This is a genomic window from Streptomyces sp. NPDC001890 (genome assembly GCF_042891445.1).
Taxonomy (GTDB): Bacteria; Actinomycetota; Actinomycetes; order Streptomycetales; family Streptomycetaceae; genus Streptomyces.
Genome location: NZ_JBIATE010000008.1, coordinates 36231 through 62514, shown reverse-complemented (window position 1 = coordinate 62514; position 26284 = coordinate 36231). Strand labels below are relative to the sequence as shown.

At 72.2% G+C, this 26284-nt stretch carries 21 protein-coding genes and 1 tRNA gene; 8 read left to right on the top strand and 14 right to left on the bottom strand.

Annotated elements, in window-relative coordinates; all coding sequences use genetic code 11:
• Window positions 1–135 precede the first annotated feature (135 nt).
• The 5 genes from ACFYY1_RS21265 to ACFYY1_RS21245 all read right to left on the bottom strand — a co-directional run bounded on the left by ACFYY1_RS21265 (window position 136) and on the right by ACFYY1_RS21245 (window position 6936).
• A complete protein-coding gene (locus tag ACFYY1_RS21265) occupies window positions 136–3180 on the bottom strand; it encodes an NPCBM/NEW2 domain-containing protein (protein WP_388587690.1) in 3045 nt (1014 codons plus the stop codon).
• 134 nt (window positions 3181–3314) lie between these two features.
• Complete coding sequence (gene mshC / locus ACFYY1_RS21260; protein WP_388587688.1) at window positions 3315–4544, bottom strand: cysteine--1-D-myo-inosityl 2-amino-2-deoxy-alpha-D-glucopyranoside ligase; 1230 nt, start codon at window positions 4542–4544, stop codon at window positions 3315–3317.
• A gap of 153 nt (window positions 4545–4697) precedes the next feature.
• Entirely contained in the window at window positions 4698–5579 is an 882-nt protein-coding gene (locus ACFYY1_RS21255; RefSeq protein ID WP_388587685.1) for an SCO1664 family protein, read from the bottom strand.
• A complete protein-coding gene (locus tag ACFYY1_RS21250) occupies window positions 5543–6133 on the bottom strand; it encodes a DUF3090 domain-containing protein (RefSeq protein WP_124718684.1) in 591 nt (196 codons plus the stop codon). The genes ACFYY1_RS21255 and ACFYY1_RS21250 overlap by 37 nt, the downstream gene beginning before the upstream one ends.
• A gap of 104 nt (window positions 6134–6237) precedes the next feature.
• On the bottom strand, window positions 6238–6936 hold the full coding sequence (locus ACFYY1_RS21245; protein WP_388587682.1) for a histidine phosphatase family protein: 699 nt from the start codon (window positions 6934–6936) through the stop codon (window positions 6238–6240).
• Window positions 6937–7009: 73 nt separating this feature from the next.
• Between ACFYY1_RS21245 and corA the strand changes: the two genes are divergently transcribed.
• Window positions 7010–8005: a magnesium/cobalt transporter CorA gene (gene corA, locus ACFYY1_RS21240; RefSeq protein ID WP_388587679.1), complete on the top strand. Its 996-nt coding sequence runs from the start codon at window positions 7010–7012 to the stop codon at window positions 8003–8005.
• A 25-nt stretch (window positions 8006–8030) separates the two neighbouring features.
• Here the strand turns inward: corA and ACFYY1_RS21235 are convergent, their stop codons facing one another.
• Both ACFYY1_RS21235 and ACFYY1_RS21230 read right to left on the bottom strand, forming a co-directional pair.
• Window positions 8031–8819, bottom strand: a complete 789-nt coding sequence (locus tag ACFYY1_RS21235; protein WP_388588101.1) for a ferritin-like domain-containing protein — start codon at window positions 8817–8819, stop codon at window positions 8031–8033.
• A gap of 200 nt (window positions 8820–9019) precedes the next feature.
• Complete coding sequence (locus tag ACFYY1_RS21230; protein WP_388587676.1) at window positions 9020–10069, bottom strand: LLM class F420-dependent oxidoreductase; 1050 nt, start codon at window positions 10067–10069, stop codon at window positions 9020–9022.
• 140 nt (window positions 10070–10209) lie between these two features.
• Here ACFYY1_RS21230 and ACFYY1_RS21225 point away from each other — a divergent pair, with 140 nt between their 5' ends.
• Together ACFYY1_RS21225 and ACFYY1_RS21220 are read left to right on the top strand one after the other, a co-directional pair.
• Complete coding sequence (locus ACFYY1_RS21225) at window positions 10210–11193, top strand: aldo/keto reductase (protein WP_388587673.1); 984 nt, start codon at window positions 10210–10212, stop codon at window positions 11191–11193.
• Window positions 11190–13556: a helix-hairpin-helix domain-containing protein gene (locus ACFYY1_RS21220; RefSeq protein WP_388587670.1), complete on the top strand. Its 2367-nt coding sequence runs from the start codon at window positions 11190–11192 to the stop codon at window positions 13554–13556. The genes ACFYY1_RS21225 and ACFYY1_RS21220 overlap by 4 nt, the downstream gene beginning before the upstream one ends.
• A gap of 92 nt (window positions 13557–13648) precedes the next feature.
• Here ACFYY1_RS21220 and ACFYY1_RS21215 read toward each other — a convergent pair whose 3' ends face one another.
• Window positions 13649–14299 (bottom strand): hypothetical protein, encoded by a 651-nt coding sequence (locus ACFYY1_RS21215; RefSeq protein ID WP_388587668.1) that lies wholly within the window; start codon window positions 14297–14299, stop codon window positions 13649–13651.
• A 47-nt stretch (window positions 14300–14346) separates the two neighbouring features.
• Here ACFYY1_RS21215 and ACFYY1_RS21210 point away from each other — a divergent pair, with 47 nt between their 5' ends.
• Window positions 14347–14535: a DUF5703 family protein gene (locus ACFYY1_RS21210; RefSeq protein ID WP_030918345.1), complete on the top strand. Its 189-nt coding sequence runs from the start codon at window positions 14347–14349 to the stop codon at window positions 14533–14535.
• A 67-nt stretch (window positions 14536–14602) separates the two neighbouring features.
• Here ACFYY1_RS21210 and ACFYY1_RS21205 read toward each other — a convergent pair whose 3' ends face one another.
• The 3 genes from ACFYY1_RS21205 to ACFYY1_RS21195 all read right to left on the bottom strand — a co-directional run bounded on the left by ACFYY1_RS21205 (window position 14603) and on the right by ACFYY1_RS21195 (window position 17220).
• On the bottom strand, window positions 14603–15358 hold the full coding sequence (locus ACFYY1_RS21205; RefSeq protein ID WP_388587666.1) for a chaplin: 756 nt from the start codon (window positions 15356–15358) through the stop codon (window positions 14603–14605).
• A gap of 138 nt (window positions 15359–15496) precedes the next feature.
• Window positions 15497–15730 carry a chaplin ChpH gene (gene chpH, locus ACFYY1_RS21200; RefSeq protein ID WP_342280777.1) on the bottom strand — a complete coding sequence of 78 codons (234 nt, stop codon included), beginning with the start codon at window positions 15728–15730 and terminating at the stop codon, window positions 15497–15499.
• Between the two features lie 164 nt (window positions 15731–15894).
• On the bottom strand, window positions 15895–17220 hold the full coding sequence (locus ACFYY1_RS21195; protein ID WP_383709296.1) for a M20/M25/M40 family metallo-hydrolase: 1326 nt from the start codon (window positions 17218–17220) through the stop codon (window positions 15895–15897).
• Window positions 17221–17404: 184 nt separating this feature from the next.
• On the opposite strand from ACFYY1_RS21195, the gene ACFYY1_RS21190 reads away from it, so the two are divergent.
• From ACFYY1_RS21190 to ACFYY1_RS21180, 3 genes are all read left to right on the top strand, one after another.
• Window positions 17405–17489 (top strand) — tRNA-Leu (locus tag ACFYY1_RS21190).
• 113 nt (window positions 17490–17602) lie between these two features.
• Entirely contained in the window at window positions 17603–20449 is a 2847-nt protein-coding gene (locus tag ACFYY1_RS21185) for a glycoside hydrolase family 2 TIM barrel-domain containing protein (protein ID WP_388588099.1), read from the top strand.
• A gap of 121 nt (window positions 20450–20570) precedes the next feature.
• Window positions 20571–21506 (top strand): RluA family pseudouridine synthase, encoded by a 936-nt coding sequence (locus ACFYY1_RS21180; RefSeq protein WP_388587662.1) that lies wholly within the window; start codon window positions 20571–20573, stop codon window positions 21504–21506.
• Between the two features lie 45 nt (window positions 21507–21551).
• Here ACFYY1_RS21180 and ACFYY1_RS21175 read toward each other — a convergent pair whose 3' ends face one another.
• Together ACFYY1_RS21175 and ACFYY1_RS21170 are read right to left on the bottom strand one after the other, a co-directional pair.
• Window positions 21552–22181: an MBL fold metallo-hydrolase gene (locus tag ACFYY1_RS21175; protein ID WP_388587660.1), complete on the bottom strand. Its 630-nt coding sequence runs from the start codon at window positions 22179–22181 to the stop codon at window positions 21552–21554.
• Complete coding sequence (locus ACFYY1_RS21170; protein ID WP_388587658.1) at window positions 22181–23266, bottom strand: S-(hydroxymethyl)mycothiol dehydrogenase; 1086 nt, start codon at window positions 23264–23266, stop codon at window positions 22181–22183. Before ACFYY1_RS21170 ends, ACFYY1_RS21175 begins: the two co-directional genes overlap by 1 nt.
• A 285-nt stretch (window positions 23267–23551) precedes the next feature.
• Between ACFYY1_RS21170 and phsA the strand changes: the two genes are divergently transcribed.
• Window positions 23552–25444, top strand: a complete 1893-nt coding sequence (gene phsA / locus ACFYY1_RS21165; protein ID WP_388588097.1) for an O-aminophenol oxidase PhsA — start codon at window positions 23552–23554, stop codon at window positions 25442–25444.
• Between the two features lie 110 nt (window positions 25445–25554).
• On the opposite strand, the gene ACFYY1_RS21160 is transcribed toward phsA, so the two are convergent.
• Window positions 25555–26256 (bottom strand): FadR/GntR family transcriptional regulator, encoded by a 702-nt coding sequence (locus tag ACFYY1_RS21160; protein WP_388587655.1) that lies wholly within the window; start codon window positions 26254–26256, stop codon window positions 25555–25557.
• Window positions 26257–26284: the final 28 nt, after the last annotated feature.

The following is a 26284-nucleotide window of genomic DNA, read 5'->3' as shown; positions in this document are numbered from 1 at the left end:
GGTGGCTGGGGGTGGGGCGCGGGGGCCCGGTGTGTGCGGTGGGGGGGGGGGGGGGGCCCGGGGGGGGGGGGGGCGGGGGGGGGGGGGGGGGGGGGGCCGCCCCCCCCCCCCCCGCTTCCGTGCTGTCCGGGACATTCAGGAACAGGCGAACCGGGCCCCGGCCCAGTCCCCGTGGTCACCGGTCTTGGAGCCGTTGGTGTCCGTGACCTTCAGGTGCACATGGCGTGCGCCGTCGAGCTTCACGTCGACCGGCACGGTCGCCGAGGCCCCGGTCACCTTCGGGGAGGTCCACAGCACCTTGCCGTCCGCCTCGACGGAGAAGGCCACTTCGCCGTAGCCGTTGATCTCGTCGTCGATCCCCGCGTCCGCGGTGAACGCGGTGCAGCGCCCACCGAGATAGACCTCGATGTCGGAGTCGGCGTGGGTGCCGATCCCCTTCTCGTACGTCTTCCCGGCCAGGGTCAGCGGGTGCCCGTCGGTGGCGCCCGACTCGCCGTTGCTGCGGTCGCGTTCGGCCGGTCCGTAGCCGTTGGTGGACTTCAGCCACACCAGGTCGCTCGCCCAGGCCTCACCGGTGGGCGGCGGTGGCATCACTCCGGCGGCGAACCGCTGGGTGGCGGTGCGGGATTCGCCGGCCGCGCGGTAGCGGACGAGGGCGGTGATCCGTGCCTCGCCCGCCGTGGCGTCCTTCGCGGGGGTGACGGAGACCTCGACCCGCCGGGTGGTGCCCGCCGGGATCCGGTCCACCTTCGCGGGGGCCGCGACCTGCCAGCCCGCGGGGACGTCCAGGCCGATCTCTGCGTCCGTGACATCGGCCCGGCCCGCGGTGACGTCGACGGTGACGGTGGCCTCGGCCCCGGCGCCGACCTCCTGTCCGGACGGTGCGGAGACCACGGCGTTCGCCGCGGCGTCGCGCCCGCCGACCGCGCTGGTGTTCTTCAGCTTCACGGAGAACGCCTCGGCGGTGGAGAGCGGCGCGGTCTTGATCTTCACGACGCCGCCGCGGTCGTCCCGGTCGTACCACCAGCCCTGCTTCGCGGCCTTGTACGCGGCGGCGGAGTCCAGCCGGGGCAGCCTGTCGTCGAGCTCGACCGCGCTCGGGGCGGAACCGGTGTGCACGCTGAACTCGTACGGGCGCCTGCCCTGCTTGCCGGTGAACTCCCCCTTGCTCGCGCCGATCCGCACGGTCACGTCGCCCGCGCCCCGGACCGGTGCGTCCACGTCGGCCCGCTGGGTGGCGTACTTGCCGTCGCGGTGCTGCCGGGTGACGCCGTCGTCCTCGTACAGCGTGAAGGACGACTTGCCCTGCGGGTAGACGTCCCAGGCGAGCGGGGAGCCGGCGGTGCGGTCCTTGTACGAGCGGATGCCGGGCCACATCGGCACACTGGCACCGCCCTTGACGAACAGCGGAAGGGTGTCGAGCGGGGCGCTGTAGTCGTCGAGGGTGACCGGCCCCTCGTAGGTCCGCCCGCTCCAGAAGTCGGTCCAGGTGCCCTTCGGCAGGTAGATGCCGTCGCGTTCGGTGCTGTCCTGGTGGACCGGGGCGACGAGGAAGTCCTCGCCGGACATGAACTCGTACTTCGCCGCGTCCGTCGCCGCCTTCGGGTCGTCCGGGTATTCGAGGACGAGCGGGCGGACCATGCCGACGCCGGTCTTCGTCGCCTCGTGCGCGTAGGAGTACTGGTAGGGCAGCAGCGACTCCTTGAGCTTGAGGTAGTCGCGGTTGATGGTGGTGTACGGCTCCCCGTACCGGAAGGGCTGCTTGTCGCTGGCCGCCCAGCCGTCCATCGTCATCGTGGTCCCCAGGAACATCTTCCACTGGAGGTCACGGGTGTACGTCTTGGCGCTGCCGCCGAAGATGCCGTCGACGTCGCCGGTGGTGTAGGCGAGGCCGGACATCGTGGCGCCCGCGTAGGTCGGGATCTGCCAGCGGATGTAGTCCCAGGTGCCGTACTGGTCGCCGGACCACTGCACGCCGCAGCGCTGGGCGCCCGCCCAGCTCTCGGGGGCGTAGGTGAAGCCGCGGGCGTCGCTGTTGTCCTCGATGCCCTTGTAGGCGTCCTTGCAGCCGTCCAGGGCGAACTTGTAGCCGGCGCCGACCCAGGCGACGTCCAGCTTGGCGACCCGCTGACCGGCCTTCACCTGGTCGGCGATCTTGTCGATGCCGTCCTCGGTCCACAGGCCGAGCTGCATGCCGCGGTCCTGGAGGCCCTTGGCCGTCTCGGCGAGGTCCTCGTGGCCGCAGCCGTAGCCGTCGTTGACGAGCATCCAGCCGTTCGGCATGTCGTTCTCGACGTAGCCGTCGGCGACCTTCAGGGCGTCCAGGGTGTGGCGCTCACCGCGGTTGGCGTTGTGGAGGTAGCAGTCGGCGTCGCCGATCTCCATCCCGTACACCGGCGGCAGGAAGGGCTTGCCGGTGAGCTTCGTGTACTGCCCGATGACGTCCTTGGCGCTGTCGCCCGCGAAGTAGTACGCGTCGAAGCGCTGCTCCTTCGCGCTGGTGGTCACCGGGTCGTTGAAGGCGTAGGTGTTCGGCGCGTAGGTGTTGCGGAAGACGCCGTAGCCGGCCGAGGAGAGGTAGAACGGCACCGAGTTGGGGTGGCCGCCGTCGTTCCAGTTGTAGTCGACGCCGACCTCGACGGTCTTGTCGCGGTGCGAGGTGTTGCCCCGGCCGTTCTGCATGCCGGCGCCGTAGAACTGCTCGTCCGCGCCGCGGGCCAGCGTCTGGGTGGTCTTAGCGCCGTTCCAGCTCAGCCCCTTGGCCTCGGACCAGATCCGGCTGCCGTCCGCCCGGTACAGGGCGAAGCGCAGGGGAGACTTGTAGGCCCGCAGGGTGACGTCGGAGGTGGAGAGCTCGTAGCGGTCGCTCCGCTCCTTCCACCGGGTGTGCGGCGGGGTGCCCTGCGGCAGGACGATGTCGTCGCCCGTCGGGTCCGAGAACGTGCCGTCCGGGGCGAGTTCGATACGGAAGGTCTCGTCGGAGACGAAGCTGACCCGGGCCTCGGCGGCTCCGGCCTTCAGGTGGTAGACGGATCCGTCGGCGGAGAACCCGGTGAGGTCACCGACCGTGGTGTCCGGCTCGGCGGCACCGGCCTGGGCCGCGCCTGGTCCCGAGAGGACGGCGAGCAACCCCAGCAAGGCTGCAACTGCCGCCGTTCTGATGCGCGTTGATGATTGCATAGAGCGCTTTTAGCGCAGCATCGAGCACTTGACCATGGACAAAACGGAACCGGCCCTGAACTTCGTCGAGAAGTCCAAGGCCGGTTCGTCCGGAACGTCCGGTGGATATCAGCGAGTTGCCATCCTGCGCGGCGCTACAGGGCGACGCCCAGCAGTGCGTCGACGGTGCGCGAGACGAGGCCGGGCGCGCCCTCGTCCGTGCCGCCCTCGGCGTTCTGCCGCTCGGCCCAGCGGTCCACGGCGGCCAGCGCGGCCGGCGCGTCCAGGTCGTCGGCGAGGGCCTCGCGGACCTCCTCGACCAGGGCGTCGGCGGGCAGTCCGTCGGGGCGGGAGACGGCGGCCCGCCACCGGGCCAGCCGCTCCACCGCGTCGGCGAGCACCTGGTCCGTCCACTCCCAGTCGGACCGGTAGTGGTGCGACAGCAGCGCCAGCCGGATCGCCGCCGGGTCCACGCCGTCGCGGCGCAGCTGCGAGACGAAGACCAGGTTGCCCCTGGACTTGGACATCTTCTCGCCGTCCAGGCCGACCATTCCGGCGTGCACATAGGCCTGGGCGAAGGGGTGCTCACCGGTCAGCACCTGGGCGTGCGAGGCGCCCATCTCGTGGTGCGGGAAGGCGAGGTCGGACCCGCCGCCCTGGACGTCGAAGCCCATGCCGAGGTGGTCCAGGGCGATGGCGACGCACTCGATGTGCCAGCCGGGCCGGCCGGGGCCGAGCGAGCCGCCGTCCCAGCTCGGCTCGCCCTCGCGGGCGGCCATCCAGAGCATCGGGTCGAGCGGGTTCTTCTTGCCGGGGCGCTCCGGGTCGCCGCCGCGCTCGGCGGAGAGCAGCCGCATCGCCTCGGCGTCGAGGTTGGAGACCTCGCCGAAGTGCGGGTCGGTCTCGACGGAGAAGTACACGTCGCCGTCGAGCTCGTAGGCGGCACCGGCGTCACGGAGCCGTTCCACCAGCGGGACGATGCCGGGTATCGCCTCCACGGCACCGATGTAGTGCTTCGGCGGAAGCATGCGCAGGGCAGTCATGTCCTCGCGGAACAGGGCCGTCTCGCGCTCGGCGAGCTCGGTCCAGTCCTGGCCGTCGCGCACGGCCCGCTCCAGGAGCGGGTCGTCCACATCGGTCACGTTCTGGACATAGTGAACCTGCCGCTTGGTGTCGAGCCACACGCGCTGAACGAGGTCGAACGCGTTGTAGGTCGCCGCGTGACCCATGTGGGTCGCGTCGTACGGCGTGATGCCGCAGACGTAGATGCGGGCGACGGGACCGGGGTCAAGGGTGATCCGTCCGCCGGTCGCGGTGTCGTGGATCCGAAGGTCGCGGCCCTTGCCAGGCAGGGCGGGGACCTCAGAAGCGGGCCAGGCATGCATGTCACGAGCGTAACCGGATGCATGTTCCGGATACGAACCGGATGCCGGATCTTGACCGAAGAGGCACTCTTGCGCCGGGCGGCTCCATCTGCTTCGGGGCGCGGCCCGGTCACCCCGGTCCGCGCCCCCGCCGCCCCGTTTCCGCTGCTCCGCTCAGACCGGGGGCCAGGGGATCGACGGCCATTGCCCGCTCGGCTCCGGGTGCCTGCCGGTCGCCCTGAGCCCCGCCACACGGCCCCGCAACGCCTCGATCTCGGCCTCGGTGATCAGCTCGGCCAGCCGGGTGACGAGCGGGGTTCCCGGCGCGAGTTCCGTGCCCAGCCGTTCGACGACCTCGACGGCCTCGGCCGTCAACGGCTCTCCCGCCCAGCCCCAGAGCAGCGTGCGCAGCTTGTCGTCGGCGTTGAATGTCACACCGTGGTCGATGCCGTAGAGCCGGCCGCCGGGCGCGGGCAGCAGATGGCCGCCCTTGCGGTCACCGTTGTTGATCACCGCGTCCAGGACGGACAGCCGTCGCAGCCGGGCGTCGTCCGCGTGGACCAGCAGGGCCGTCCGGCCCTCGCCGACCTCGGCCTGGGCAACGGCCTTCCAGCCCTCCCCCGGCTCCTCGTCCTCGACGAGCGCGAGCAGCGGCGGCTCGCCCGCCTCGCCGTCCCCGCCGTCCGTGCCGTTCCCGTCGTCCTCGTCGTGCTGCGGTGCCGCGTCGATCCACAGCTGGCACATGCCCTCGCCGTACGGGCCGTCCCGCAGCACGGTGGGCGGCACCAGGCCCCAGCCGGTCGCCTCGGAGATCTCGTACGCGGCCACCTCGCGCGCGGCGAGCGTGCCGTCCGGGAAGTCCCACAGGGGCTGTTCGCCGGCCACCGGCTTGTAGACGCAGGCCGCCTCCTCGCCGTCGCGCGCGACCGTGCAGTAGAGCACCGCGTTGGACGCGCCGCGGATCTGTCCGAGGACGGTGAGTTCGCCCTCGGTGAGCAGATCGACCAGTTCGGTGCCGGTCAGGCTCCGCGACGGTATCCGTTCTGGCGCGGGCATACATGTCCTTCCGGGTCGAGCGGCAGGCTGCACAGCGGGCACGGCGGACGGCCGGCGTTCACGACGTCCAGGGCGCGCTTGGCGAAGGCCCGTGCCTGCGCACCGCTGAGACGGACCCGGAGCATCGGCGGTCCGTTCTCCTCGTCCTGGAGCAGCCGTTCCTCGGCCTCGGCGAGATCCTCGTCGGACTCCACGTCCAGTTCGACCAGCGCCTGCGCCTCGACGATCATGCGCTGTTCCTCGCCGTCCCAGGCGAGCGCCATCGTGCCGACCCGGAACTCCTCCTCGACGGGGACGTCCAGGGGCGCGGTGTCGGTGACGTCCATCGGCGCCACGGCGGGCACCGGGGAATTCCCGCCGGTCCGCCGCACCACCTCGTCGAGCAGTTCGTCGATCCGCTCGGCGAGCGCGGCGACCTGGGTCTTCTCCAGGGCCACGCTGGTGACACGTCCGCCTGAGGATGCCTGCAGGAAGAACGTACGACGTCCAGGCAACCCGACCGTACCGGCCACGAAGCGGTCCGGGGGGTCGTAGAGGAACACCTGACGGGACACGTCCTGTCTCCCTTGAACTCGACGGTGGATGAGGGGCGGCCGGGGCCCGGGACGATCCCCGGGGCAAGGCGCCTACGGAGCGTCCACCCTACTGCGCGGAGCGATCACGGTGCCCCAGCGCCGCCCCCGACCGCCGCGTCCGAGTCCGAGTCCGCCGCGCGCGGGTGCTCGCGCGGCGCCAGCGACGCCAGATCCCCGGTGTCTCCGAGTCTCAGCAGGAAGGGCCGCAGCCTGGTGTAGCGGATCGCGGTGACCGAGCAGGGGTCGGCGTGGATCCGCTGGAACAGGTCGAGATGCATGCCGAGCGCGTCGGCCACCAGGGCCTTGATGATGTCGCCGTGCGAGCACATCACGTACAGGGCGTCGTCGCCGTGCCCGGCCTCGATCCGGGCGTTCCAGTCCCGTACGGCGTCGACCGCGCGCGCCTGCATGCCGCGCATCGACTCGCCGCCGGGGAACGCCGCGGCCGACGGATGCTGCTGCACGACGCCCATCAGGGGTTCGTCGGCGAGTTCCGCGAGCTTGCGCCCCGACCAGTCGCCGTAGTCGCACTCGCTGATCCGGTCCTCGGTGTGCAGCTCCAGCTCCGGCCGGGCGGCGAGCAGCGGCCGCAGGGTCTCCCGGCAGCGCTGGAGCGGGCTGCTGACGGCGGCGGCCAGGGGCAGCCCGGCGAGCCGTCCGGGCAGTGCCGCGGCCTGCTCGGCACCGCGCTCGTCGAGCGCGACCCCGGGGGTGCGGCCGGCGAGCACCCCCGCGGTGTTGGCGGTGGAGCGTCCGTGGCGTACGAGGATCAGGGTGGGCATACGGGCCAGCCTACGGGCCGGCCCTCGGGTCGCCGACGCGGACGAGGTGCGCCCGGGACCGCGGCAGGGAAGAATGCGCGCCGTGATCGTGGACTGTGCCATCTACCGCGACGGGCGCCGCACCGACGGCCCCGCCGACCTCTCCGATGCCCTCGACGAGGCACGGGCCACCGGCGACGCGTTCCTCTGGATCGGGCTGCACGAGCCGACGGAGAAGGAGTTCGACCTCGTCAGCAGCGAGTTCGGCCTGCATCCGCTGGCGGTGGAGGACGCCCTGAGCGCGCACCAGCGGCCCAAGCTGGAGGTGTACGACGACTCGCTCTTCGCGGTCATCAAGCCGGTGGTGTACGAGCAGAGCAGCGACACCGTCACCACCGACGAGCTGATGGCCTTCATCGGCGACTCGTTCGTCGTGACGGTCCGGCACGGGGAGGGCGCGCCGCTGGCCGCGGTGCGCCGCCGCCTGGAGTCCGAGCCGGAGGTGCTCAAGCACGGGCCGACGGCGGTGCTGTACGCGATCAGCGACGCCGTCGTCGACCACTACATAGTGGTCGCGGGCGAGCTCCAGGTCGACCTGGAGGAGCTGGAGACCGAGGTGTTCGCGCCGACCGGCGTCGGCGACACCAAGAGCACCGCGTCCCGCATCTACACCTTCAAGCGGCAGATCCTGGAGTTCCGCCGGGCGGCCGGACCGCTGAGCTCCCCCATGACCCGGCTGGCGAGCGCGGACGTGCCGTTCGTCCATGAACACTCGCAGCCGTTCTTCCGGGACGTCAGCGACCATCTGACGCGCGCCAACGAGTACGTGGAGGGGCTGGACCGGCTGCTCTCCGACATCCTCTCGGCCCATCTGGCCCAGGTGGGCGTGCGGCAGAACGACGACATGCGCAAGATCTCGGCCTGGGCGGCGATGGCCGCCGTGCCGACGATGGTGGCGGGGATCTACGGCATGAACTTCGAGCACATGCCGGAGCTCCGCTGGGTGTGGGCCTATCCGGCGGTGATCGCGCTGATGGCCGCCGCGGTCTTCGGGCTGTACCGGCAGTTCAAGCGCCGCGGCTGGCTCTGACGGACCGGCGGGCGCCCCGCCCGGTTCAGGCGAACCCGGGCTCCGGCGCGGCGGGCCCGCCCAGCGCGTCGCGCCGCTCGGGCTGTTCCAGGCTCACCATGCGCCGCCACCCGACGAGCCGTTCGTACGCGTAGACGGCATGGATCCCGGCGGCCAGCACCGCCGACCTGAGGCGGGGCCAGCCCAGGATGCGGCCCATGTGGTCCATCACGGCGAGGCTGACGTCGCGGTAGACCCGGATCTCGGCGAGGGCGCACTCGCGCAGGGTGCGCTGGATGGTGCGCCCGTGCCCGGCACGGGCGAGGCGGAGCAGTTCCTCGTGGCAGTACGCCAGGTGGTTGTCCTCGTCGTTCGAGATCATCTTCACGGCGCGGCCGAGGTCGGGGTGGTCGGCGAAGTGCTTGCGCAGCAGGGCCATCTGCTCGGAGGCGCGCTGCTCGGTGACCCGGCTGTGGGCGAGGTAGGTGATGATGTCGCCCTCGGAGAGCCGTTCCTCGCTCCGCAGCTGCTCATGGGCGAGGCCGATGCCGTGCTTCTCCAGCAGCATCGTGTAGTCGGTCTCGTGCGGGACCTCCGCCGGCTGGAGCCCGCGCTTCCTCAGCAGCGCGTTGAAGATCCGGCCGTGCTTGTCCTCGTCGGCACCGTGCCGGGCGATCTTGGGCGCCAGGGCGCGCTGGCTCTCGGGCACCAGGGCGGCGATACGGCCGTTCTCCCAGCCGCCCTGGGACTCCCCGCCGGCCGCGATGGAGCAGAACAGCCGGAACGACTCGTCGTTGTCGAGAATCTCCTGGAACAGGTTCCTTGCCGAGAGCATCACTGCCACCTCCATGCCGCATCCACCGAGCGACAGTCAAGTGCGGCACGCCCACGCGGGCAACAGGAACGGGCTCCGGCTACGCCGGATGGGGTGCGACCCGGCGTAACCCCCCGCCCGTGCGCGCGTTGATACGCGTGACGGCCGTGGCGGGGAGCCCCCGAGCCCCCACCACGGCCGTAGTGCTGCCTTCCGGGCCGCTACGCGAGCCCGGAGCGCTCCAGCGCGTCCGTACCGGCCCGCAGGGCCGTGAGCCGCTCCTCCAGGGTGAATCCGGCCGGGGCGAGGGTCAGTGTCGTGACCCCCGCGGCGGCGTAGGCCTGCATCCGCTCGGCGATCCGCTCGACCGGACCGAGCAGCGTGGTCTGGTCGATCAGCTGGTGCGGTACGGCGGCGGCGGCGCCGCTCTTGTCGCCGGACAGGTACTTGTCCTGGATCTCGGCGGCTTCCTTCTCGTAGCCCATGCGCTGCGCGAGCTGGTTGTAGAAGTTCTGCTTCCGGCTGCCCATGCCGCCCACGTACAGGGCGGTGTACGGACGGAACATGTCCGCGAGGCCGTTGACGTCGTCGCCGACGGCGAGCGGCAGGGTCGGGCAGACGTCGAAGCCCTCCATGGTCAGACCGGCCTTCTCCCGGCCCGCCCGCAGGTACTTCACCGCCGTGTCCTCCAGGTGCTCGGCGGAGGGGAAGATCAGCAGCGAGCCGTCGGCGATCTCGCCGGTCTGTTCCAGGTTCTTCGGGCCGATCGCGGCGATGTAGAGCGGGATGTGCTCGCGCTGCGGGTGGACGGTCAGCTTGAGCGGCTTGCCGGGACCGTCCGGCAGCGGCAGCGTCCAGTGCTGTCCCTCGTAGGAGAGCCGCTCGCGGGACATGGCCCTGCGGACGATCTCGACGTACTCCCGGGTGCGGGCCAGCGGCTTGTCGAACTTGACGCCGTACCAGCCCTCGGAGACCTGCGGTCCGGACACGCCGAGGCCGAGCCGGAAGCGGCCGCCGGAGAGCGAGTCGAGGGTGGCGGCGGTCATCGCCGTCATGGCCGGCTGGCGGGCCGGGATCTGCATGATCGCGGAGCCGACGTCGATGGACTCGGTCCGGGCGGCGACCCAGGAGAGCACGGTCGGCGCGTCGGAGCCGTAGGCCTCGGCCGCCCAGCAGACGTCGTATCCGAGCCGGTCGGCCTCCTGGGCGACGGCGAGATTGTCGCCGTCCATTCCCGCACCCCAGTAGCCGAGATTGATGCCGAGCCGCATAGCCGCTCCCCTTACCGATCAGTAACGTCCCTGAGCTCCGGACTCTAGCGCGCGGCGGCGCGATCCGGCAGGGGCGACTTGACGCCGCGCTGTCCACAGGCTTCCGCCCGGTGGGGTCATGGCCAGTAATCTCAGCGCCCATGGAGCAGAGGCATCTCGGCCGCACCGGCCTTCGAGTGTCCCGGATCGGGCTCGGCACCCTCACCTGGGGCCGGGACACCGATGAGCACGACGCCGCCGAACAGCTGAAGGCCTTCTGGGAGGCGGGCGGCACACTGGTCGACACGGCCGACGTCTACGGCGGTGGGGAGGCCGAATATCTGCTCGGCCAGCTCGTCGGCGGCCTGGTGCCACGGCGCGATCTGGTCATCGCGACGAAGGCCGGCAGCGTGGCCGATCCCTACCACCGGTTCGACGGATCGCGCGGGCACCTGCTGGCCGCGCTGGACGCCTCCCTGGAACGGCTCGGCACGGATCACGTGGATCTGTGGCAGATCCACGCCTTCGACCCGGTGACCCCGCTGGAGGAGACCCTTCAGGCGGTGGATCTGGCGGTGTCCAGCGGGCGTGCCCGGTACGCGGGGGTGTCGAACTTCTGCGGCTGGCAGCTGGCCAAGGCGGCGACCTGGCAGCTCGCCTCGCCCGGGGTGCGCACCCGGCTGGCGAGCACACAGATGGAGTACTCGCTGTTGCAGCGGGGGGTGGAGCGGGAGGTGCTGCCCGCCGCCCTCGATCTCGGTGTCGGGCTGCTGCCCTCGTCCCCGCTGGGCCGCGGGGTCCTCACCGGGAAGTACCGGTCGGGCACGCCGGCGGACTCGCGCGGTGCATCGGAACTGCTGGCCCCGTTCGTCGAGCCGTATCTCGACGAGGCCGCGAGCCGCGTGGTGGACGCGGTGGCGACGGCGGCGGACGGGCTGGCCACGACGCCGCTCCAGGTGGCTCTCGCCTGGGTGCGGGACCGGCCCGGCGTGGTGGCCCCGATCGTCGGCGCGCGCAACGCGCAGCAGCTCGCGGAGGCGTTGTCAGTGGAGGCGCTTAGTCTTCCTGACGAGATCTGCCAGGCGCTCGACGACGTGTCGGCGCCCGTGCACCGCTATCCCGACCAGGACTGGAGCACACTGTGACTGCGCTGCCCCGGGGGGAAACCCCCGGCTCCCCGGCCGCCGACGACGACGCCGTCGTCGCGCCCCCCTCCGCCGACGTGCCCGCCCCGTCCGCCGGGGACGGCACGGAGACGGAGGACGGCGCCCCCGGGCCCACCGGGGCGGGCGACCCGGAGCCGGCCCCCGGCACCGGCGGACCGGCCGAAGCGACCGACGACGCGGCGGACGACGGGACCGACGGCGCGGCCGAGGCCGACGACGCGGCGGACGGAGCGACGGACGGCGGAACCGACGACGCGGCGGACGAGGCCGACAGCACCGGGACCGCGGCGGACGAGGCCCCCGCGCAGCTCTCCGAGGCCGAGGCCGAGCTCGCCGCCCAGCGTGAGCTCCGGGAGCGGATCGAGAAGCGCAAGGCCGAGAAGGCGGGCCCCATCGCGGCCGGGGGGAAGCTGAGCGGCAAGGCGGCGGACCTGCTGGCGGCCGTGCGCGCGGTGGAGAGCGGCGAGCAGTCCGCCACCACGTTCTTCGACTCGCCCGCACCCGCCGTCCCCCGCCGGACGGCACCCGAGCCCGCCCCGGCCCGCCCCCGCGCCCCCGAACCGGCGCGGGTGCCGCAGAGCGCCTCGCCCGAGGCCGTCGCCGCGACCGCCGCCGTGCTGGCCGAGGGCGGGGCTCCGGCGGCGCTGGCGGGACCGGCGGCCGAAGCCCTCGGGGCGCAGGCGGCCGACGCCCTGCGCGCGGACCCGTGGCAGCTGCTGGCCGTGCCGGGGGTCAGGCCCGAGCAGGCGGACGGGTTCGCGCGGGCCCTGCTCGGTGCCGGGTGCGGCCCGGACGACGAGCGGCGGACCGCCGCCCTGGTCGGCTGGCTGCTGGAGCGGGCCGCGCTGCGGGGCCACACGGCGCTGGACGCGTCGGAGGTACGGGCCGCGCTCGCCGAGCGTGCGGTGACCGATCCCGGCGCGGCCGTGCAGCACGCCGTCGCCGAGGGCGTCGTCCTGGTCTTCCAGGACGACGAACAGGACGGGCAGGACCACGACGGACAGGACCACGACGGGCAGGCGGCCGGGGCACCCGCGCAGTCCGGCGAGGAACCCGGCGCGGGCGCCGGGCAGGAGCCGGTGCAGGTGCTGCTCGGCCTCGACCGCTACGCACTCGCCGAGGAGAGCCTCGCCGACGGCCTGGCCCGGCTGGTCAACGCCTGCGAGAAGGACGCCGACTGGACGGAGGCGGCCGCGGCCGCGAGTTCCCCGTCGGCGGCCGAGCTGATCCGCGCGGTCGCGGGCCACGGCCTGGTGGCACACACCGGGGGCGAGGCCGCCAGGGCCGAGCCCGCCGCCCTGATCACCGCGGCCCGCGCTCTCGGGCTGCGCGCCCTGGGCGCCGCGCACAGCGCCGACGGCAGGCGTCGGCTGGCCGCGGCGACCGGTGCCCCGGAGACGGCCGTCACCCTCGCCGGTCTGCTCTCGGGCGAGCAGGGCCCGGGGCGCGACGAGGAAGGCGCCGTCGCCGTCGACCTGCTCGTCGTGCTGGACGCCCCGCAGCTGGACGTGGAGACCGGCGCGATGCTGGTCGAGTCGCTGGCCGACGGCACCCGGCTGGTGCTCAGCGGCGATCCCGGGGTGCTGGGATCGGCCGGTGCGGGGCGGGTGTTCGCGGATGTGCTGGCGGCCCGCGCGTGCCCGCAGATCGTCTCCCGTACGCCGGATCCGGGACCGATCGGCGAGCTGGTCTCCGGCATCGGCATCGGTGAGCTGAACCAGGTCGAGGCGCCCGGCAAGGAGGTGGTGATCGTCCCCGTGCGCGATGCGGGCGAGGCGGTGCACCGCACCGTGCAGCTGGTGGCCGACTCGGTGCCGCGCGCCATCGGCGTACCGTCGTCCGACACCCAGGTGATCACCGTCGGCCACGGCGGCTCGGCGGGCACCCGGGCACTGAACGCGGCGCTGAAGCAGCGGCTCAACCCCGGGCCCGGCCGGTTCGGCGGCTTCGACCCGGGCGACCGGGTCGTCCACGTCCCGGCGCCGGGCAGGGCCGAGCCCGCGGTGGTCGTCTCGGCGGACGCCGAGGGCCTGCATCTGGACTGCGCGGGCACGGAGGTCGTCGTGGCCCAGGAGCGGGTGGAGTCCTCCGTGCGCCACGGCTGGGCCCTCAGCGCCCACCAGGCAGCCGGGATGCGGTGGCCCGCGGTGGTCGTCGTGCTGCCGGGCGACGCGGCGCAGGGACTGAGCCGCTCATGGGTGTACACCGCCTTCAGCCGCGGCGAGCGCCATCTGTCCGTGGTGCACGGGGTGGATCAGGCGCTGCCGCGCGCGGTCGCCCAGCCCCCGGCCCAGGACCGCACGACGCGGCTGCGCACCCTGCTGGAGACCCCGGCCCGCTGACCGGGTCCCGTCGGGGACGCCCGGACCGGACGGGCTCGGCACCGAGCCCGTCCGCCCCGCGGATCGGCGACCCCGCCACCGGACGGCAGGGGTCAGACGGGGTCCAGGCGGGCCGGTTCCTCGTCCGCTTCGTCCTCGTCGAAGACGGCGCTGACGTCGAAGCGGCAGACCACCAGTTGCGGATCCGCGTCGTCGAAGGGCGCACCGAGCCACTCCCCCGCCTCGGGGAGCTCCTCGGCGGCCGTGACCCAGAGCGTGGAGTCCCCCTCCTCCAGCCCGAACTCCGTGTGCCGGGAAGCGATCTCGTCGGGTTCGTACTCCCCGAAGAGCACACCGAGCGCCGCGTGGACACTGGAGCCGACCACCGCGGCGCTCCCGCTGCGCTCGTCCTGGTCGAGGTCGGCGATCCGCTGGGCCTGTGCGAGCAGCCTCGGCGGCTCCACCACCGCGTAGTCGCGCCGGATCAGCACACTGAGAGCGTTCGGCTCCTCGGGGCCGGTGTACGGCGGCAGCGAATCCTCCGCACCCGGGATCTCGAAAGGAGTGACTTCGTCGTACCGGTCGTAGAGCAGTTCGTCGTAGAACTCGGCGGCAGCGGCCAGTGCGTTGAACGCGTCATAGACGGCCACGTCGTCGTCCCCGGTCCGGCGTTCGACGGCCGCGAGGTGGTGGTCGAGCGCGGCTTTGACCGCCTCGGCGGCGGCGCGTACCTCGGCAGCGGTGGGCTGCGCAGCATCAGACATAGTGCAGACGCTATCCGTACACGGGCTCTGCCCGCACAATAGATGCGATGCCGGAATACGAATTTGTCGATGTGTACGTGCCGCGCGGGGTTTCCCGGAAGGAGACGGCCCGTCTGCTGACCGACCATGCCGAGTACGGTCACTGGGAGTTGGACCGGCTGACGCTGCGTCGCGACGGCAGCCGGAGGGTGCGCCTGCGGCGGCGGATCATCCGCCAGCTCCGGGCCACCTGGTGAGCCGGAGCGGGCCCGGCATCCGCGGGGCCCGCTCCCTTCGTGCTGCTCGCTGTGCCGTCCCGGTCCGTTACGCGGACGTCCGGGCGCGGCGGTAGAGCACGGTGCCCGCGCCTGCCAGCAGCAGGCCCGCGCTCGCCGGGATCAGCAGGTCGAGCCCGCCCGCTCCGGTGTGTGCGAGCTCCGCGACGTCTGCGACGTTCCGGACCTCGGGCGCGTTCGGCACGGTCCGTCCGGGAGCCGGCGGTTCGGTGACCGGGGTGACCGGGGGTGGCGTACCGATGGGCGGCGTGACGGCGTCCGGGCCGTTCTCGCAGTCGTTGCCGAAGGTGGGGTTGAGCAGACCACCGATGGTGATGCTGTTCCCGCAGGCGTTCACGGGGATGTCGATGGGCACCTGGATGTTGTTGCCGGACAGCACCCCCGGCGAGCCCGTCGTGACGCCCTGGGCCGTCGCCCCGCTCCCGGCCGTCGACCCGCCGCCGATCGGGGCCCGGTGCTTGCCCGTTCCGGGCCGGCTCGCCTGGGTGAGGTCGCCGGCGACATGACTGCCGGAGACGTGCCTGCCCTGGGAGTCGTCCTGCGAACCGTTTCCGCAGGTGTTTCCGAACGCCGGGTTGAGCAGTGCCACGACGTCCACGGAGTTGCCGCACACGTTGACCGGTACATGGACCGGGATCTGTACCGAATTCCCGGACAGCACCCCCGGGGAATTCGTCGCCTCGCCGGACGCTCCCGCGTCCGCGTGCGCGTAACCGCCACTCAGCGCGAGCGCCCCGCCCGCCGCCGCCATGGTGATCAGGCCTTTACGCGTGACCTGTCGCATACGTTGTTTCCTGCCTTCTGCCTTCCGGAAAACCCCCGGACTCGACCGTGCGGGGGCGGAGTACCCAGCAGCCCCGGAGTGCATGGTGTGCACTCCGGGGCCGACCGGATTCAAACCCTTACGGGTTGACGCACGACGTCAGGCGTTGACGCAGGTGTTGCCGAAGGCGGGGTTCAGCAGCCCGATCACGGAGATCGTGTTTCCGCACACGTTCACCGGCACGTGGATGGGCACCTGGATGTTGTTGCCCGAGATCACGCCGGGGCTGCCGACCGCGGCGCCCTGGGCACCGGAGTCCGCGACGGCCATGCCCGCACCAGCGAGCACCAGACCACCAGTGACAGCCGCAGCAGCGACGACCTTCTTGATCATTATTCCTCCTAGTTGGCAATGCGGTCCCAGCCGCGGACCGCATCACCTGTAACGAGGAAGAGGTAATCGGGCTACGAGCGTGCACCCCCTTTCACCCGTTCCGGTCATATACGCACACGCTGGCGATTGTTGGTGTCGGAAGTCGGCGAAAAACCGGCACGGCGTCAGCAGTTGTCGATGAAACGGTCGAGCACCCGCACGCCGAACTTCAGACCGTCCACCGGCACCCGCTCGTCGACGCCGTGGAACATGCCCGCGAAGTCGAGCTCCGGGGGCAGCTTCAGCGGGGCGAATCCGAAGCAGCGGATGCCCAGGTCGTCGAAGGACTTGGCGTCGGTGCCGCCCGAGAGCATGTACGGCACGGCACGGGCGATCGGGTCCTCCGCCTTCAGGGCGACCTGCATCGCGTCGACGAGCGAGCCGTCGAAGCTGGTCTCCAGCGCCTTGTCGCCGTGCACGTCCTCGCGCTTCACGCGCGGGCCGAGGATCCGGTCCAGATCGGCCAGGAACTCCTCCTCGTAACCGGGCAGGAACCGGCCGTCGACATGGGCGATGGCCTGGCCGGGGATGACGTTCACCTTGTAGCCGGCACCCAGCATGGTGGGGGCGGCGGAGTTGCGGAGCGTGGCGCCGACCATCTTGGCGATGCCGCCCAGCTTGGCGAGCGTGGCCTCCATGTCCTCCGGGTCGAGCGGGGTGCCGAGCGCGTCGGACAGCTCGTCCAGGAAGGACCGCACGGTCTTGGTCACCCGGACCGGCCACTTGTGCCGCCCGAGCCGTCCGACCGCCTCGCAGAGCTCGGTGATCGCGTTGTCGTCGTTGGTCATCGAGCCGTGGCCGGCGGTGCCGTCCACGGTGAGCCGCATCCAGTGCATGCCCTTCTGGGCCGTCTCGACGAGGTAGAGCCGCAGCTTCTCGTTCACCGTGAAGGAGAAGCCGCCTACCTCGCCGATCGCCTCGGTGACCCCCTCGAAGAGGCCGGGGTGCTTGTCCACGAGGTACCGCGCGCCGTACGTGCCGCCCGCCTCCTCGTCCGCGACGAAGGCCAGCACGATGTCGCGCGGGGGCTTGCGGCCGCTGCGCATCCGGTCGCGGACGACCGCGAGGGTCATCGCGTCCATGTCCTTCATGTCGACCGCGCCCCGGCCCCACACGCAGCCGTCCGCGACCTCGCCCGAGAAGGGGTGGTGGGTCCAGTCGTGGGCATTGGCCGGAACCACGTCGGTGTGACCGTGGATGAGCAGCGCGGGCCTGGACGGGTCCTCGCCCTCGATCCGGGCCACGGTCGAGGCGCGGCCCTTGTGGGACTCGAAGATCTGGGGCTCCAGCCCGACCTCGGCGAGCTTCTCCGCGACGTACTCGGCCGCGCCCCGCTCCCCCGGTCCCGAATGGTCCCCGTAGTTGCTGGTGTCGATCCGGATCAGCTCACGACAGAGGTCCACGACCTCGTCCTCGCCGGAGCCGGTCCGAGCCGTGCTGGTCTCGCTCACGCTGCTTCCTTCCACCGTCGCTGTGGTGCTCCCCCTCATCCTCCCGCGCCCGGCCCGCGCGCCCAAGGGCACCCACCCCTCGTCATGCGCCCTTCGCACGGTCCGGGGCGTGATCGAGCACCCCCGAATGTTTGCTATTGTTTTCCACGTCGGAACGGGCCGGAGCCCGCGAGACAGACACCTAGTCCGGGTGGCGGAATGGCAGACGCGCTAGCTTGAGGTGCTAGTGCCCTTTATCGGGCGTGGGGGTTCAAGTCCCCCCTCGGACACAAGGCAAAGCGCCGATCAGGAGTGATCCTGATCGGCGCTTTCGCGTTGCGCCCCCGGTGAGGAGTCCCCTGTGATCCGCACGTACGCACCCGCTCTGCCCTGGTACGAGGACATGGGCCCCGGATCGGGCGGGACGGCGCCACGGGCCTGGTACGCGAGGTCGGACGCCGGGCGGATGTCGCTGAACGGGGAGTGGCTGTTCCGGCTCTCGCCGGGCCCCGCGGGCCTGGACGAGTCGTTCGCGCGCCCCGGGTTCGACGCCTCGGGGTGGGCGGCCATCACGGTTCCCGGGCACTGGGTGCTCCAGGGGGCCGGCGGGGCTCCGGCCTACACGAACGTGGTGTACCCCTTCCCGGTCGATCCGCCGAGGGTGCCGGACGAGAATCCGACGGGCGACCATCTGCGGAGCTTCGATCTGCCGGCCGGGTGGTCCGGGGACGGGGAGGTGGTGCTCCGTTTCGACGGGGTGGAGTCCTGTGCCCGGGTCTGGCTCAACGGCCGGGAGCTGGGCGACTTCAAGGGGTCACGGCTGCCGCACGAGTTCGCCGTCGGCGAGCTGCTGCGGCCCGAGGGCAATGTGCTGGCCGTGCGGGTGCACCAGTGGTCGTCGGGCAGCTATCTGGAGGACCAGGACCAGTGGTGGCTGCCCGGGATCTTCCGGGACGTGACGCTGCTGGAGCGGCCGTCGGGCGCGCCCCGGGACTTCTTCGTGCACGCCGGGTACGACCACCGCGACGGGTCCGGGACCCTGCGGGTGGAGTGCGAGGGGGCGACGGGGCGGGTCCTCGTGCCCGAGCTGGGGATCGATGCCGCGACGGGTGAGTCGGTGACCGTCGCGGTCGAGCCGTGGACGGCCGAGACACCCCGGCTGTACGACGGGGAGCTGGTGACCTCCGGCGAACGGATCGGGCTGCGGGTGGGCTTCCGCAGCGTCGCGGTGGAGGACGGGCTCGTACGGGTCAACGGGCGGCGGGTGCTCTTCCGCGGGGTGAACCGGCACGAGTTCCATCCGGAGACCGGGCGGGCCGTGGACGCGGCGACCATGCGGCGCGATCTGGTGCTGATGAAGCGGCACAACATCAACGCCGTGCGGACCAGCCACTATCCGCCGCATCCCGCCTTCCTCGATCTCTGCGACGAGCTGGGGCTCTGGGTGATCGACGAGTGCGATCTGGAGACGCACGGCTTCTTTGGCCTCCAGTGGCGCGGCAACCCGGTGGACGACGACCGGTGGACCCCGGCGCTGCTCGACCGGGCCGCGCGGATGGTGGAGCGCGACAAGAACCACCCCTCCGTGATCATCTGGTCGCTCGGCAACGAGTGCGGGACGGGGCGCGGGCTGGGCGCGATGGCCGGGTGGATCCGGGCACGGGACCCGGAGCGGCTGGTGCACTACGAGGGCGATCCCTCCTGCCGGGACGTCGACCTGTACTCGCGGATGTACCCGACGCACGCCGAGGTGGAGCTGATCGGCCGCCGGGCGGAGGAACCGCTGGCCGACCCGGAGGCGGACGCGCGGCGGCGTGCGATGCCGTTCCTGATGTGCGAGTACGCGCACGCGATGGGCAACGGTCCGGGCGGACTCTCCGAGTACCAGCGGCTGTTCGAGCGGTACGAGCGCTGCCAGGGCGGATTCGTCTGGGAGTGGATCGACCACGGCCTCGCCCACCCCCGGCACGGGTTCGCCTACGGCGGGGACTTCGGCGAGGAGCTGCACGACGGGAACTTCGTCTGCGACGGACTGCTCTTCCCCGACCGCACGCCCTCCCCCGGGCTGATCGAGTACAAGAAGGTCGTCGAGCCGGTACGGATCGAGCCCCTGGCCGGTGCGGGCTCGGTCCGGATCGCCAACGGGTACGACTTCGCGGGGACGGCCCACCTGGACTTCGAGTGGTCGCACGAGGTGGACGGGGTGCCCGCCGGAGCGGGCACGCTCGACGTGCCGGAACTGGCGCCCGGCGCGTCGGCCGAGGTGCGGCTGCCGATGGACGGTGCCGGAACGTGGACCGTACGGGCGGTGCTGGCCCGGGACACCGCCTGGGGCGGACGCGGGCACGTGGTGGCGTGGGGGCAGGCGCAGACGGGCGCGGCCGTCGTTCCGGCCGCCCCGGTGGGTGCGCGGCCGCAGCGGGGCGAGGGGCTGATCACCCTCGGGCCGGGGGTCTTCGACGCGGTGACCGGGGCTCCGGTGCGGCTGGGTGCCGTACCGCTGGAAGGGTTGCGGCTGGACGTCTGGCGGGCGCCCACCGACAACGACAACGGCGCGGCGTGGCTGCCGGACGAGCGGTACGGGGCGCGGTGGCGGGAGGCGGGGCTGCACCGGATGCGGCACCGGGTCGACGCGGTCGAGGCCGGCCGGGACGCCTTGGTCGTACGGACCAGGGTGGCGCCTGCCGGGGGCGGGCCGGCGCTGCGTGCCGCGTACCGGTGGACGGCCGACGGGGAGCGGCTGGGGCTGACGGTGTCCGTGGTGCCGGAGGGCGAGTGGCGGGTGCCGCTGCCCCGCCTGGGCATCCGGTTCGGGCTGCCCGCCTCGTACGACGCGGCGCGCTGGTTCGGTGGCGGGCCCGGTGAGGCGTACCCGGACACCCGGGCCGCCTCGGTGCTCGGACGGTGGCGGATGTCCGTGGACGAGATGCAGACGCCGTACGTGCGGCCCCAGGAGAACGGGGCGCGGGCCGACGTCCGGTGGGCGGAGCTGACGGACGGCGGCGGGGCGGGCGTCCGGGCCGAGGGGGACGGTGCGCCGTTCTGGTTCACCGCGCGGCGATGGACGAGCGAGCAGCTCGATGCGGCCGGGCACGTACCGGAGTTGCGAGCCGGCGAGACCGTCTGGGTCAATCTGGACCACGCCCTGCAGGGGATCGGCTCGCGGTCGTGCGGGCCGGGGGTGCTGCCGGAGTACCGGCTCGACGCGCGGGCCGCGGAGTTCGCCTTCGTGTTCTCGCCGCTGGGCTGAGCGGCGGGGGTCGGGCGCGTGAGGGGGCCGGTCCGGTGACCGGCGATAATGTGCGGACATCCCGGGCGACGGAGCGAGGAGCCGGCACCATGAGCACCGCCGTAGTGGTCGGCGTTCCCCGATGAGGGGGCGTGCGAAGCCCCCGGCGGCGCCGCTGCCGCAGCGGGACGGGATCGATCCGGTCCGGCTGCGGCTCCCGGAGGATCCGGACGGGGCGTGGCCGACGATGCGTGATCATCTGCTGGCGCGGTTCGCGGACGCCATCGGGACGCGGCGGGTGGACGCCATGTTCGCCGAGGGCCGGTTCGTCTCGGTGCGGGGACCGGTGTCCGCCGACGAGCCGTACGAAACAGGCCGGTACATCTGGTTCCACCGGGATTTCGCGCCGGAGGAACCGGTGCCGTTCCCGGTCGGGGTCGTCCACCGCGACGAGCATCTCGTCGTCGCCGACAAGCCGCACTTCCTGGCGACGACGCCCCGCGGCCGGCACATCACCGAGACCGCGGTGGCCCGGCTGCGCCGTGAGCTGGACCTGCCCTCGCTGCAGCCGGCGCACCGGCTGGACCGGCTGACCGCGGGGCTCGTGCTGTTCGTCGTACGGCCCGGGGAGCGGGGCGCTTACCAGACGATGTTCCGGGACCGCGCGGTGCGCAAGGAGTACGAGGCGGTGGCGCCGTACGATCCGGCGTCGGCCTTCCCGAGGACCGTGCGCAGCCGGATCGTCAAGGAGCGCGGGGTCATCGCCGCCCGCGAGGAGCCGGGCGAGCCGAACAGCGAGAGCCGGATCGAGCTGCTGGAGCACCGGGCGGGGCTCGGCCGCTACCGGCTGCTGCCCGCCACCGGGCGGACCCATCAGCTGCGGGTCCACATGAACGGCCTGGGACTGCCGATCGTCCATGACCCGCTCTATCCGGTGGTCGAGGCGGAAGGGGCCCCGGACGACTTCGCACACCCGCTCCAACTCCTGGCCCGGGTGCTGGAGTTCACCGATCCGGTCACGGGCGAGCCGCGCCGCTTCGAGAGCGGGCTGCGGCTCTCCGCGTGGCCGGACCGGTGAGCGTGCGCGGTTCTCGGTGACCGCGCCTCTCGGTGACCGCGGTTCTCAGTGACCGCGGGCGATCCACTCGTCCAACTGCGGGGCCTCCGCGCCGATGGTGGTGGAGTCGCCGTGTCCGGTACGGACGGTGGTCTCCGGCGGGAGGGTGAGCAGCCGGTCCCTGATCGACTCGACGATCGTCGGGAAGTGGGAGAAGGACCGTCCGGTGGCGCCGGGCCCGCCCTGGAAGAGCGTGTCCCCGGTGAAGACGGTGGCCAGCTCCGGGGCGTGGAGGCAGACGGCGCCCGGGGCGTGCCCGGGGGTGTGCAGGACCTTGAGGACCGTTCCGGCGATCTCCAGCTCCTGGCCGTCGGCCAGTTCGCCGTCCGGGAGGCGGTCCGGGTGGGTCTGCTTCCACAGCGGCAGGTCGTCGGGGTGCAGCAGGACCGGCGCACCGGTCGCCGCGGCGAGGGCCGGGGCGGCGTCGATGTGGTCGTTGTGCGCGTGCGTGCAGACGATGGCGCGCAGCGTACGGCCGTTCAGCGCGGCCTCGATGGCGGCGGCGTCATGGGCGGCGTCGATGACGATCGCCTCGGTGTCGTCGCCGACGATCCAGACGTTGTTGTCGACGTCCCACTCCCCGCCGTCGAGGGCGAAGGTGCCGGAGGTGACGAGGTGGTCGACGCGGGCGGTCATCAGAAGACCACCACCGAGCGCAGCACGTCGCCGTCGTGCATCCGGGCGAAGGCCTGCTCGACGTCGCCGAGTCCGATGGTCTCGGTGACGAACGCGCCGAGGTCGATCCGGCCCTGCTGGTGCAGGTCGATGAGCATCGGGAAGTCGCGCGAGGGAAGGCAGTCGCCGTACCAGGAGGACTTGAGCGAGCCGCCGCGCCCGAAGACGTCGATCAGCGGCAGCTCCAGCTGCATGTCCGGGGTGGGCACGCCGACCAGGACGACGGTGCCGGCGAGGTCGCGGGCGTAGAAAGCCTGCTTGTACGTCTCCGGGCGGCCGACCGCGTCGATGACGACGTCCGCGCCGTTGCCACCGGTCAGGGAGCGGATCGCCTCGACCGGGTCGGTGGAGCGGGAGTTGACGGTGTGCGTGGCGCCCATCGTCTTCGCCGTCTCCAGCTTGCGGTCGTCGATGTCCACGGCGATGATCTTCGCCGCGCCGGCCAGCCGGGCGCCGGCGATCGCCGCGTCACCGACACCGCCGCAGCCGATCACGGCGACCGAGTCGCCGCGGCCGACCTGTCCGGTGTTGATGGCGGCGCCGATGCCCGCCATCACGCCGCAGCCGAGCAGACCGGCGACGGCCGGGGAGACCTCCGGGTCGACCTTGGTGCACTGACCGGCGGCGACCAGGGTCTTCTCGGCGAACGCGCCGATGCCGAGGGCCGGCGACAGCTCCGTGCCGTCGAGCAGGGTCATCTTCTGCTTCGCGTTGTGGGTGTCGAAGCAGTACCAGGGGCGGCCGCGCAGACAGGCGCGGCACTGGCCGCACACGGCACGCCAGTTGAGGATGACGAAGTCGCCGGGGGCGACGTCCGTGACGCCCTCGCCGACGGACTCCACCACGCCCGAGGCCTCGTGGCCGAGCAGGAAGGGGAAGTCGTCGTTGATTCCGCCCTGCTTGTAGTGGAGGTCGGTGTGGCAGACGCCGCACGCCTGGATCTTCACCACGGCCTCACCGGGGCCCGGGTCCGGGATCACGATCGTCTCGATCCGTACCGGCTCGTTCTTCCCCGGTGCGATGACCCCTTGCACCTGCTGCGACATACCGTGGTCTCCCTGTTTCCGTCTCTTTGCGAAGATCGATCGCGAACAACCGTACGCCCCCGCGAGGGTGTCACGGCGGCGCGCCGCGTTGGCGGGAAACGGCTGCCGACCGCCCGGCGGGCCGTACCGGTTTCGGTCAGATTACGCATATCAGTGAACTGCCGTGCTTTCTGGGTGGTCCTTGGATATACAGGGGCCGCCGAATCAGTACCTGCGGCGGCAGGGGTCGTGTGGTCCGTCAGCAGTGGAATCACTGATCATGGGGGAAGTACCTTGACGGAAATCATGGAGAAGTCGGGGTGGACCGGCCCGCGGACCGTCGGGCCGGCAACGGGTTCCGGAGCGGCCCCGCCCGTGGCGCCGGTCGGCGGACTCGTGCCGTACACCGACGCGTTGCCCGTCCCGCCGGTGCTGCGCCCGCGGACCGGGGACGTGCTCCGCGAGACGGAGATCGCGCTGTCGCCCACCTGGGTGCGGCTGCACGCGCAACTGCCGCCGACCCTGATGTGGGGGTACAACGGCACGGTGCCGGGACCGACCATCGAGGTGCGGCGCGGGGAGCGGGTCAGGATCGCCTGGACCAACCGCATTCCCAAGGGCAGCGAGTACCCGGTCACGGCGGTGGAGGTCGGCCCGGTCAAGCAGGGCGAACCGGCACCGCACAACCGCCCCGGACGCGACGGCGTCGAGCCGAACCCGGATGTCGCCGCGCTGCCCGCGTGGACGGTGACGCATCTGCACGGCGCGCAGACCGGTGGCGGCAACGACGGCTGGGCGGACAACGCGGTCGGCTTCGGCGACGCGCAGCTCTCGGAGTACCCGAACGACCATCAGGCCGCCCAGTGGTGGTACCACGACCACGCCATGAACATCACCCGGTGGAACGTGTACGCCGGGCTCGTCGGCACCTATCTGATCAGGGACGACGAGGAGGACGCGCTCGGTCTGCCGTCCGGCGACCGGGAGTTGCCGCTGATCCTGGCCGACCGCAATCTGGACACCGACGAGGACGGCCGGCTCAACGGGCGGCTGCTGCACAAGACGACGGTGCTCGTGGAGGCCGATCCGGAGACCGGCAAGCCGGTGTCGTTGCCGTTCTTCGGCCCGTACACGACGGTCAACGGCCGTATCTGGCCCCATCTGGACGTGGACGACGCGTGGTACCGCTTCCGGCTGGTCAACGCGTCCAACGCGCGGATCTACGACCTGGTGCTGGTCGACGAGGACAACAACCCGGTCCCGGGTGTGATCCGGCAGATCGGCAGTGACGGCGGGCTGTTGCCGCGCCCGGTGCCGGTCGACTTCGACGAGGTGCTGCCGCAGCTGACGATCGCCCCGGCCGAGCGGATGGATCTGCTGATCGACTTCTCGGCGCTGGCCGGCCGCCGGGTCCGGCTGGTCAACCGCGGCAAGCTCGCGCCGGGGGTGCCGGACCCTGCCACGAACGTGCCGTTCCCGCAGGTGATGGAGTTCCGGGTACGGGAGACGGGGCAGCTGGACGGTTTCGAGCTGCCCGAGGTGCTGTCCGGTTCCTTCCGGCGGTACGAGCACGGCCAGGTGGAGCACGGGCACCGGCTCGTGGTGCTGACGGTGCCGGGCACGGTCGGCGGCGGCGGTCACCCGGAGATCTGGGAGATGGCGGAGGTCGAGGACGCCGCCGAGGTGCACGTGCCCTCGGACGGTGTCGTCCAGGTCCGGGGCGAGGACGGCACGGTGCGTACGTACCGAAGGACCGCACGGACCTTCAACGACGGGCTCGGCTTCACGGTGGGCGAAGGCGCCTTCGAGCAGTGGTCGTTCCTCAACCTGGGCGGTCCGACGCATCCGATGCACATCCATCTGGCGGACTTCCAGGTGATGGGCCGGGAGGCGTACGAGCTCGACGGCTTCGACCCGGAACTCGGCGGCACCCGCTCCCCCGTGGCGTTCGACCATGGCACCACGATCCCGACGGCACCGAACGAGCAGGGCTGGAAGGACGTCTTCCGGGTGCCTGCCGGGCAGTTGGTGAAGGTGCTCGGGAAGTTCGACGGGGCGTACGGGCGGTTCATGTACCACTGCCATCTACTGGAGCACGAGGACATGGGCATGATGCGGCCGTTCGTCGTGATGCCGCCCGAGGCGGTGAAGTTCGACCACGGCGCCGGACACGGCGGCCATCACGGGCACAGCGGCTGACCCTGCGTACCGGCCGAACCGGCCGAACCGGCGGCCCCCGCGGAGCGATTCCGCGGGGGCCGCCGGGTGTCCGGGGACGCGGGGCCGCCGTATGCCCGGGGAGCCGTGGCTCAGGGGGCGAGCACGTCCAGCTCGTGCAGGGCGCCCACCGCGATCTCCTTCGTCAGCCGCTCCGCCGCCACCGCGTCGCCCTCGCGCACCGCCTCGGCGAGCCGGACGTGGAGGGTGACCGCGGCCGGGTCGGGGTCCTCGAACATCACCTGGTGGTGGGTGCGACCCGCCAGGACCTCGGCGACGACGTCGCCGAGCCGCGCGAACATCTCGTTGCCGGAGGCGTTGAGCACGATCCGGTGGAACGCGATGTCGTGCTCCAGATAGCCCTCCAGCTGCTGGCCGCGCGAGGTGGCGACCATGCCGAGCGCGCACTCGGTGAGGGCCGCGCACTGCTCCGGGCTCGCGTTGCGGGCGGCGAGGCCGGCCGCGACCGGTTCGATCGCCGACCGCAGCACGGTCAGGGAGCGCAGCTGGCGCGGGCGGTCGGCGCCGGCCAGCCGCCACCGGATGACCTGCGGATCGTAGACGTTCCACGCCTCGGTCGGCCGCACCGTCACACCGACCCGGCGCCGGGACTCGACCAGGTGCATGGACTCCAGGACGCGGATCACTTCCCGCACGACGGTGCGCGAGACGTCGAAGCGCTGGGCCAGCTCGTCGGTGCGCAGCACCTGTCCCGGCGGGTGCACCCCGGCGGCGATCTCCAGACCCAGGGTGTCCAGCACATGTGTATGCAGCCCGGCGCCCTGTGTGGTCATGAGCACAGCCTACGGGGCGCCCGTCAGG

Excerpts from the sequence above, each read along its gene's own strand:
- ACFYY1_RS21265 (WP_388587690.1), bottom strand. The coding sequence starts at position 3,180 with ATGCAATCATCAACGCGCATCAGAACGGCGGCAGTTGCAGCCTTGCTG.
- mshC (WP_388587688.1), bottom strand. The coding sequence starts at position 4,544 with ATGCATGCCTGGCCCGCTTCTGAGGTCCCCGCCCTGCCTGGCAAGGGC.
- ACFYY1_RS21255 (WP_388587685.1), bottom strand. The coding sequence starts at position 5,579 with ATGCCCGCGCCAGAACGGATACCGTCGCGGAGCCTGACCGGCACCGAA.
- ACFYY1_RS21245 (WP_388587682.1), bottom strand. The coding sequence starts at position 6,936 with ATGCCCACCCTGATCCTCGTACGCCACGGACGCTCCACCGCCAACACC.
- corA (WP_388587679.1), top strand. The coding sequence starts at position 7,010 with ATGCGCGCCGTGATCGTGGACTGTGCCATCTACCGCGACGGGCGCCGC.
- ACFYY1_RS21235 (WP_388588101.1), bottom strand. The coding sequence starts at position 8,819 with ATGCTCTCGGCAAGGAACCTGTTCCAGGAGATTCTCGACAACGACGAG.
- ACFYY1_RS21230 (WP_388587676.1), bottom strand. The coding sequence starts at position 10,069 with ATGCGGCTCGGCATCAATCTCGGCTACTGGGGTGCGGGAATGGACGGC.
- ACFYY1_RS21225 (WP_388587673.1), top strand. The coding sequence starts at position 10,210 with ATGGAGCAGAGGCATCTCGGCCGCACCGGCCTTCGAGTGTCCCGGATC.
- ACFYY1_RS21215 (WP_388587668.1), bottom strand. The coding sequence starts at position 14,299 with ATGTCTGATGCTGCGCAGCCCACCGCTGCCGAGGTACGCGCCGCCGCC.
- ACFYY1_RS21210 (WP_030918345.1), top strand. The coding sequence starts at position 14,347 with ATGCCGGAATACGAATTTGTCGATGTGTACGTGCCGCGCGGGGTTTCC.
- ACFYY1_RS21205 (WP_388587666.1), bottom strand. The coding sequence starts at position 15,358 with ATGCGACAGGTCACGCGTAAAGGCCTGATCACCATGGCGGCGGCGGGC.
- chpH (WP_342280777.1), bottom strand. The coding sequence starts at position 15,730 with ATGATCAAGAAGGTCGTCGCTGCTGCGGCTGTCACTGGTGGTCTGGTG.
- ACFYY1_RS21185 (WP_388588099.1), top strand. The coding sequence starts at position 17,603 with ATGGGCCCCGGATCGGGCGGGACGGCGCCACGGGCCTGGTACGCGAGG.
- ACFYY1_RS21180 (WP_388587662.1), top strand. The coding sequence starts at position 20,571 with ATGAGGGGGCGTGCGAAGCCCCCGGCGGCGCCGCTGCCGCAGCGGGAC.
- ACFYY1_RS21175 (WP_388587660.1), bottom strand. The coding sequence starts at position 22,181 with ATGACCGCCCGCGTCGACCACCTCGTCACCTCCGGCACCTTCGCCCTC.
- ACFYY1_RS21170 (WP_388587658.1), bottom strand. The coding sequence starts at position 23,266 with ATGTCGCAGCAGGTGCAAGGGGTCATCGCACCGGGGAAGAACGAGCCG.
- phsA (WP_388588097.1), top strand. The coding sequence starts at position 23,552 with ATGGAGAAGTCGGGGTGGACCGGCCCGCGGACCGTCGGGCCGGCAACG.
- ACFYY1_RS21160 (WP_388587655.1), bottom strand. The coding sequence starts at position 26,256 with ATGACCACACAGGGCGCCGGGCTGCATACACATGTGCTGGACACCCTG.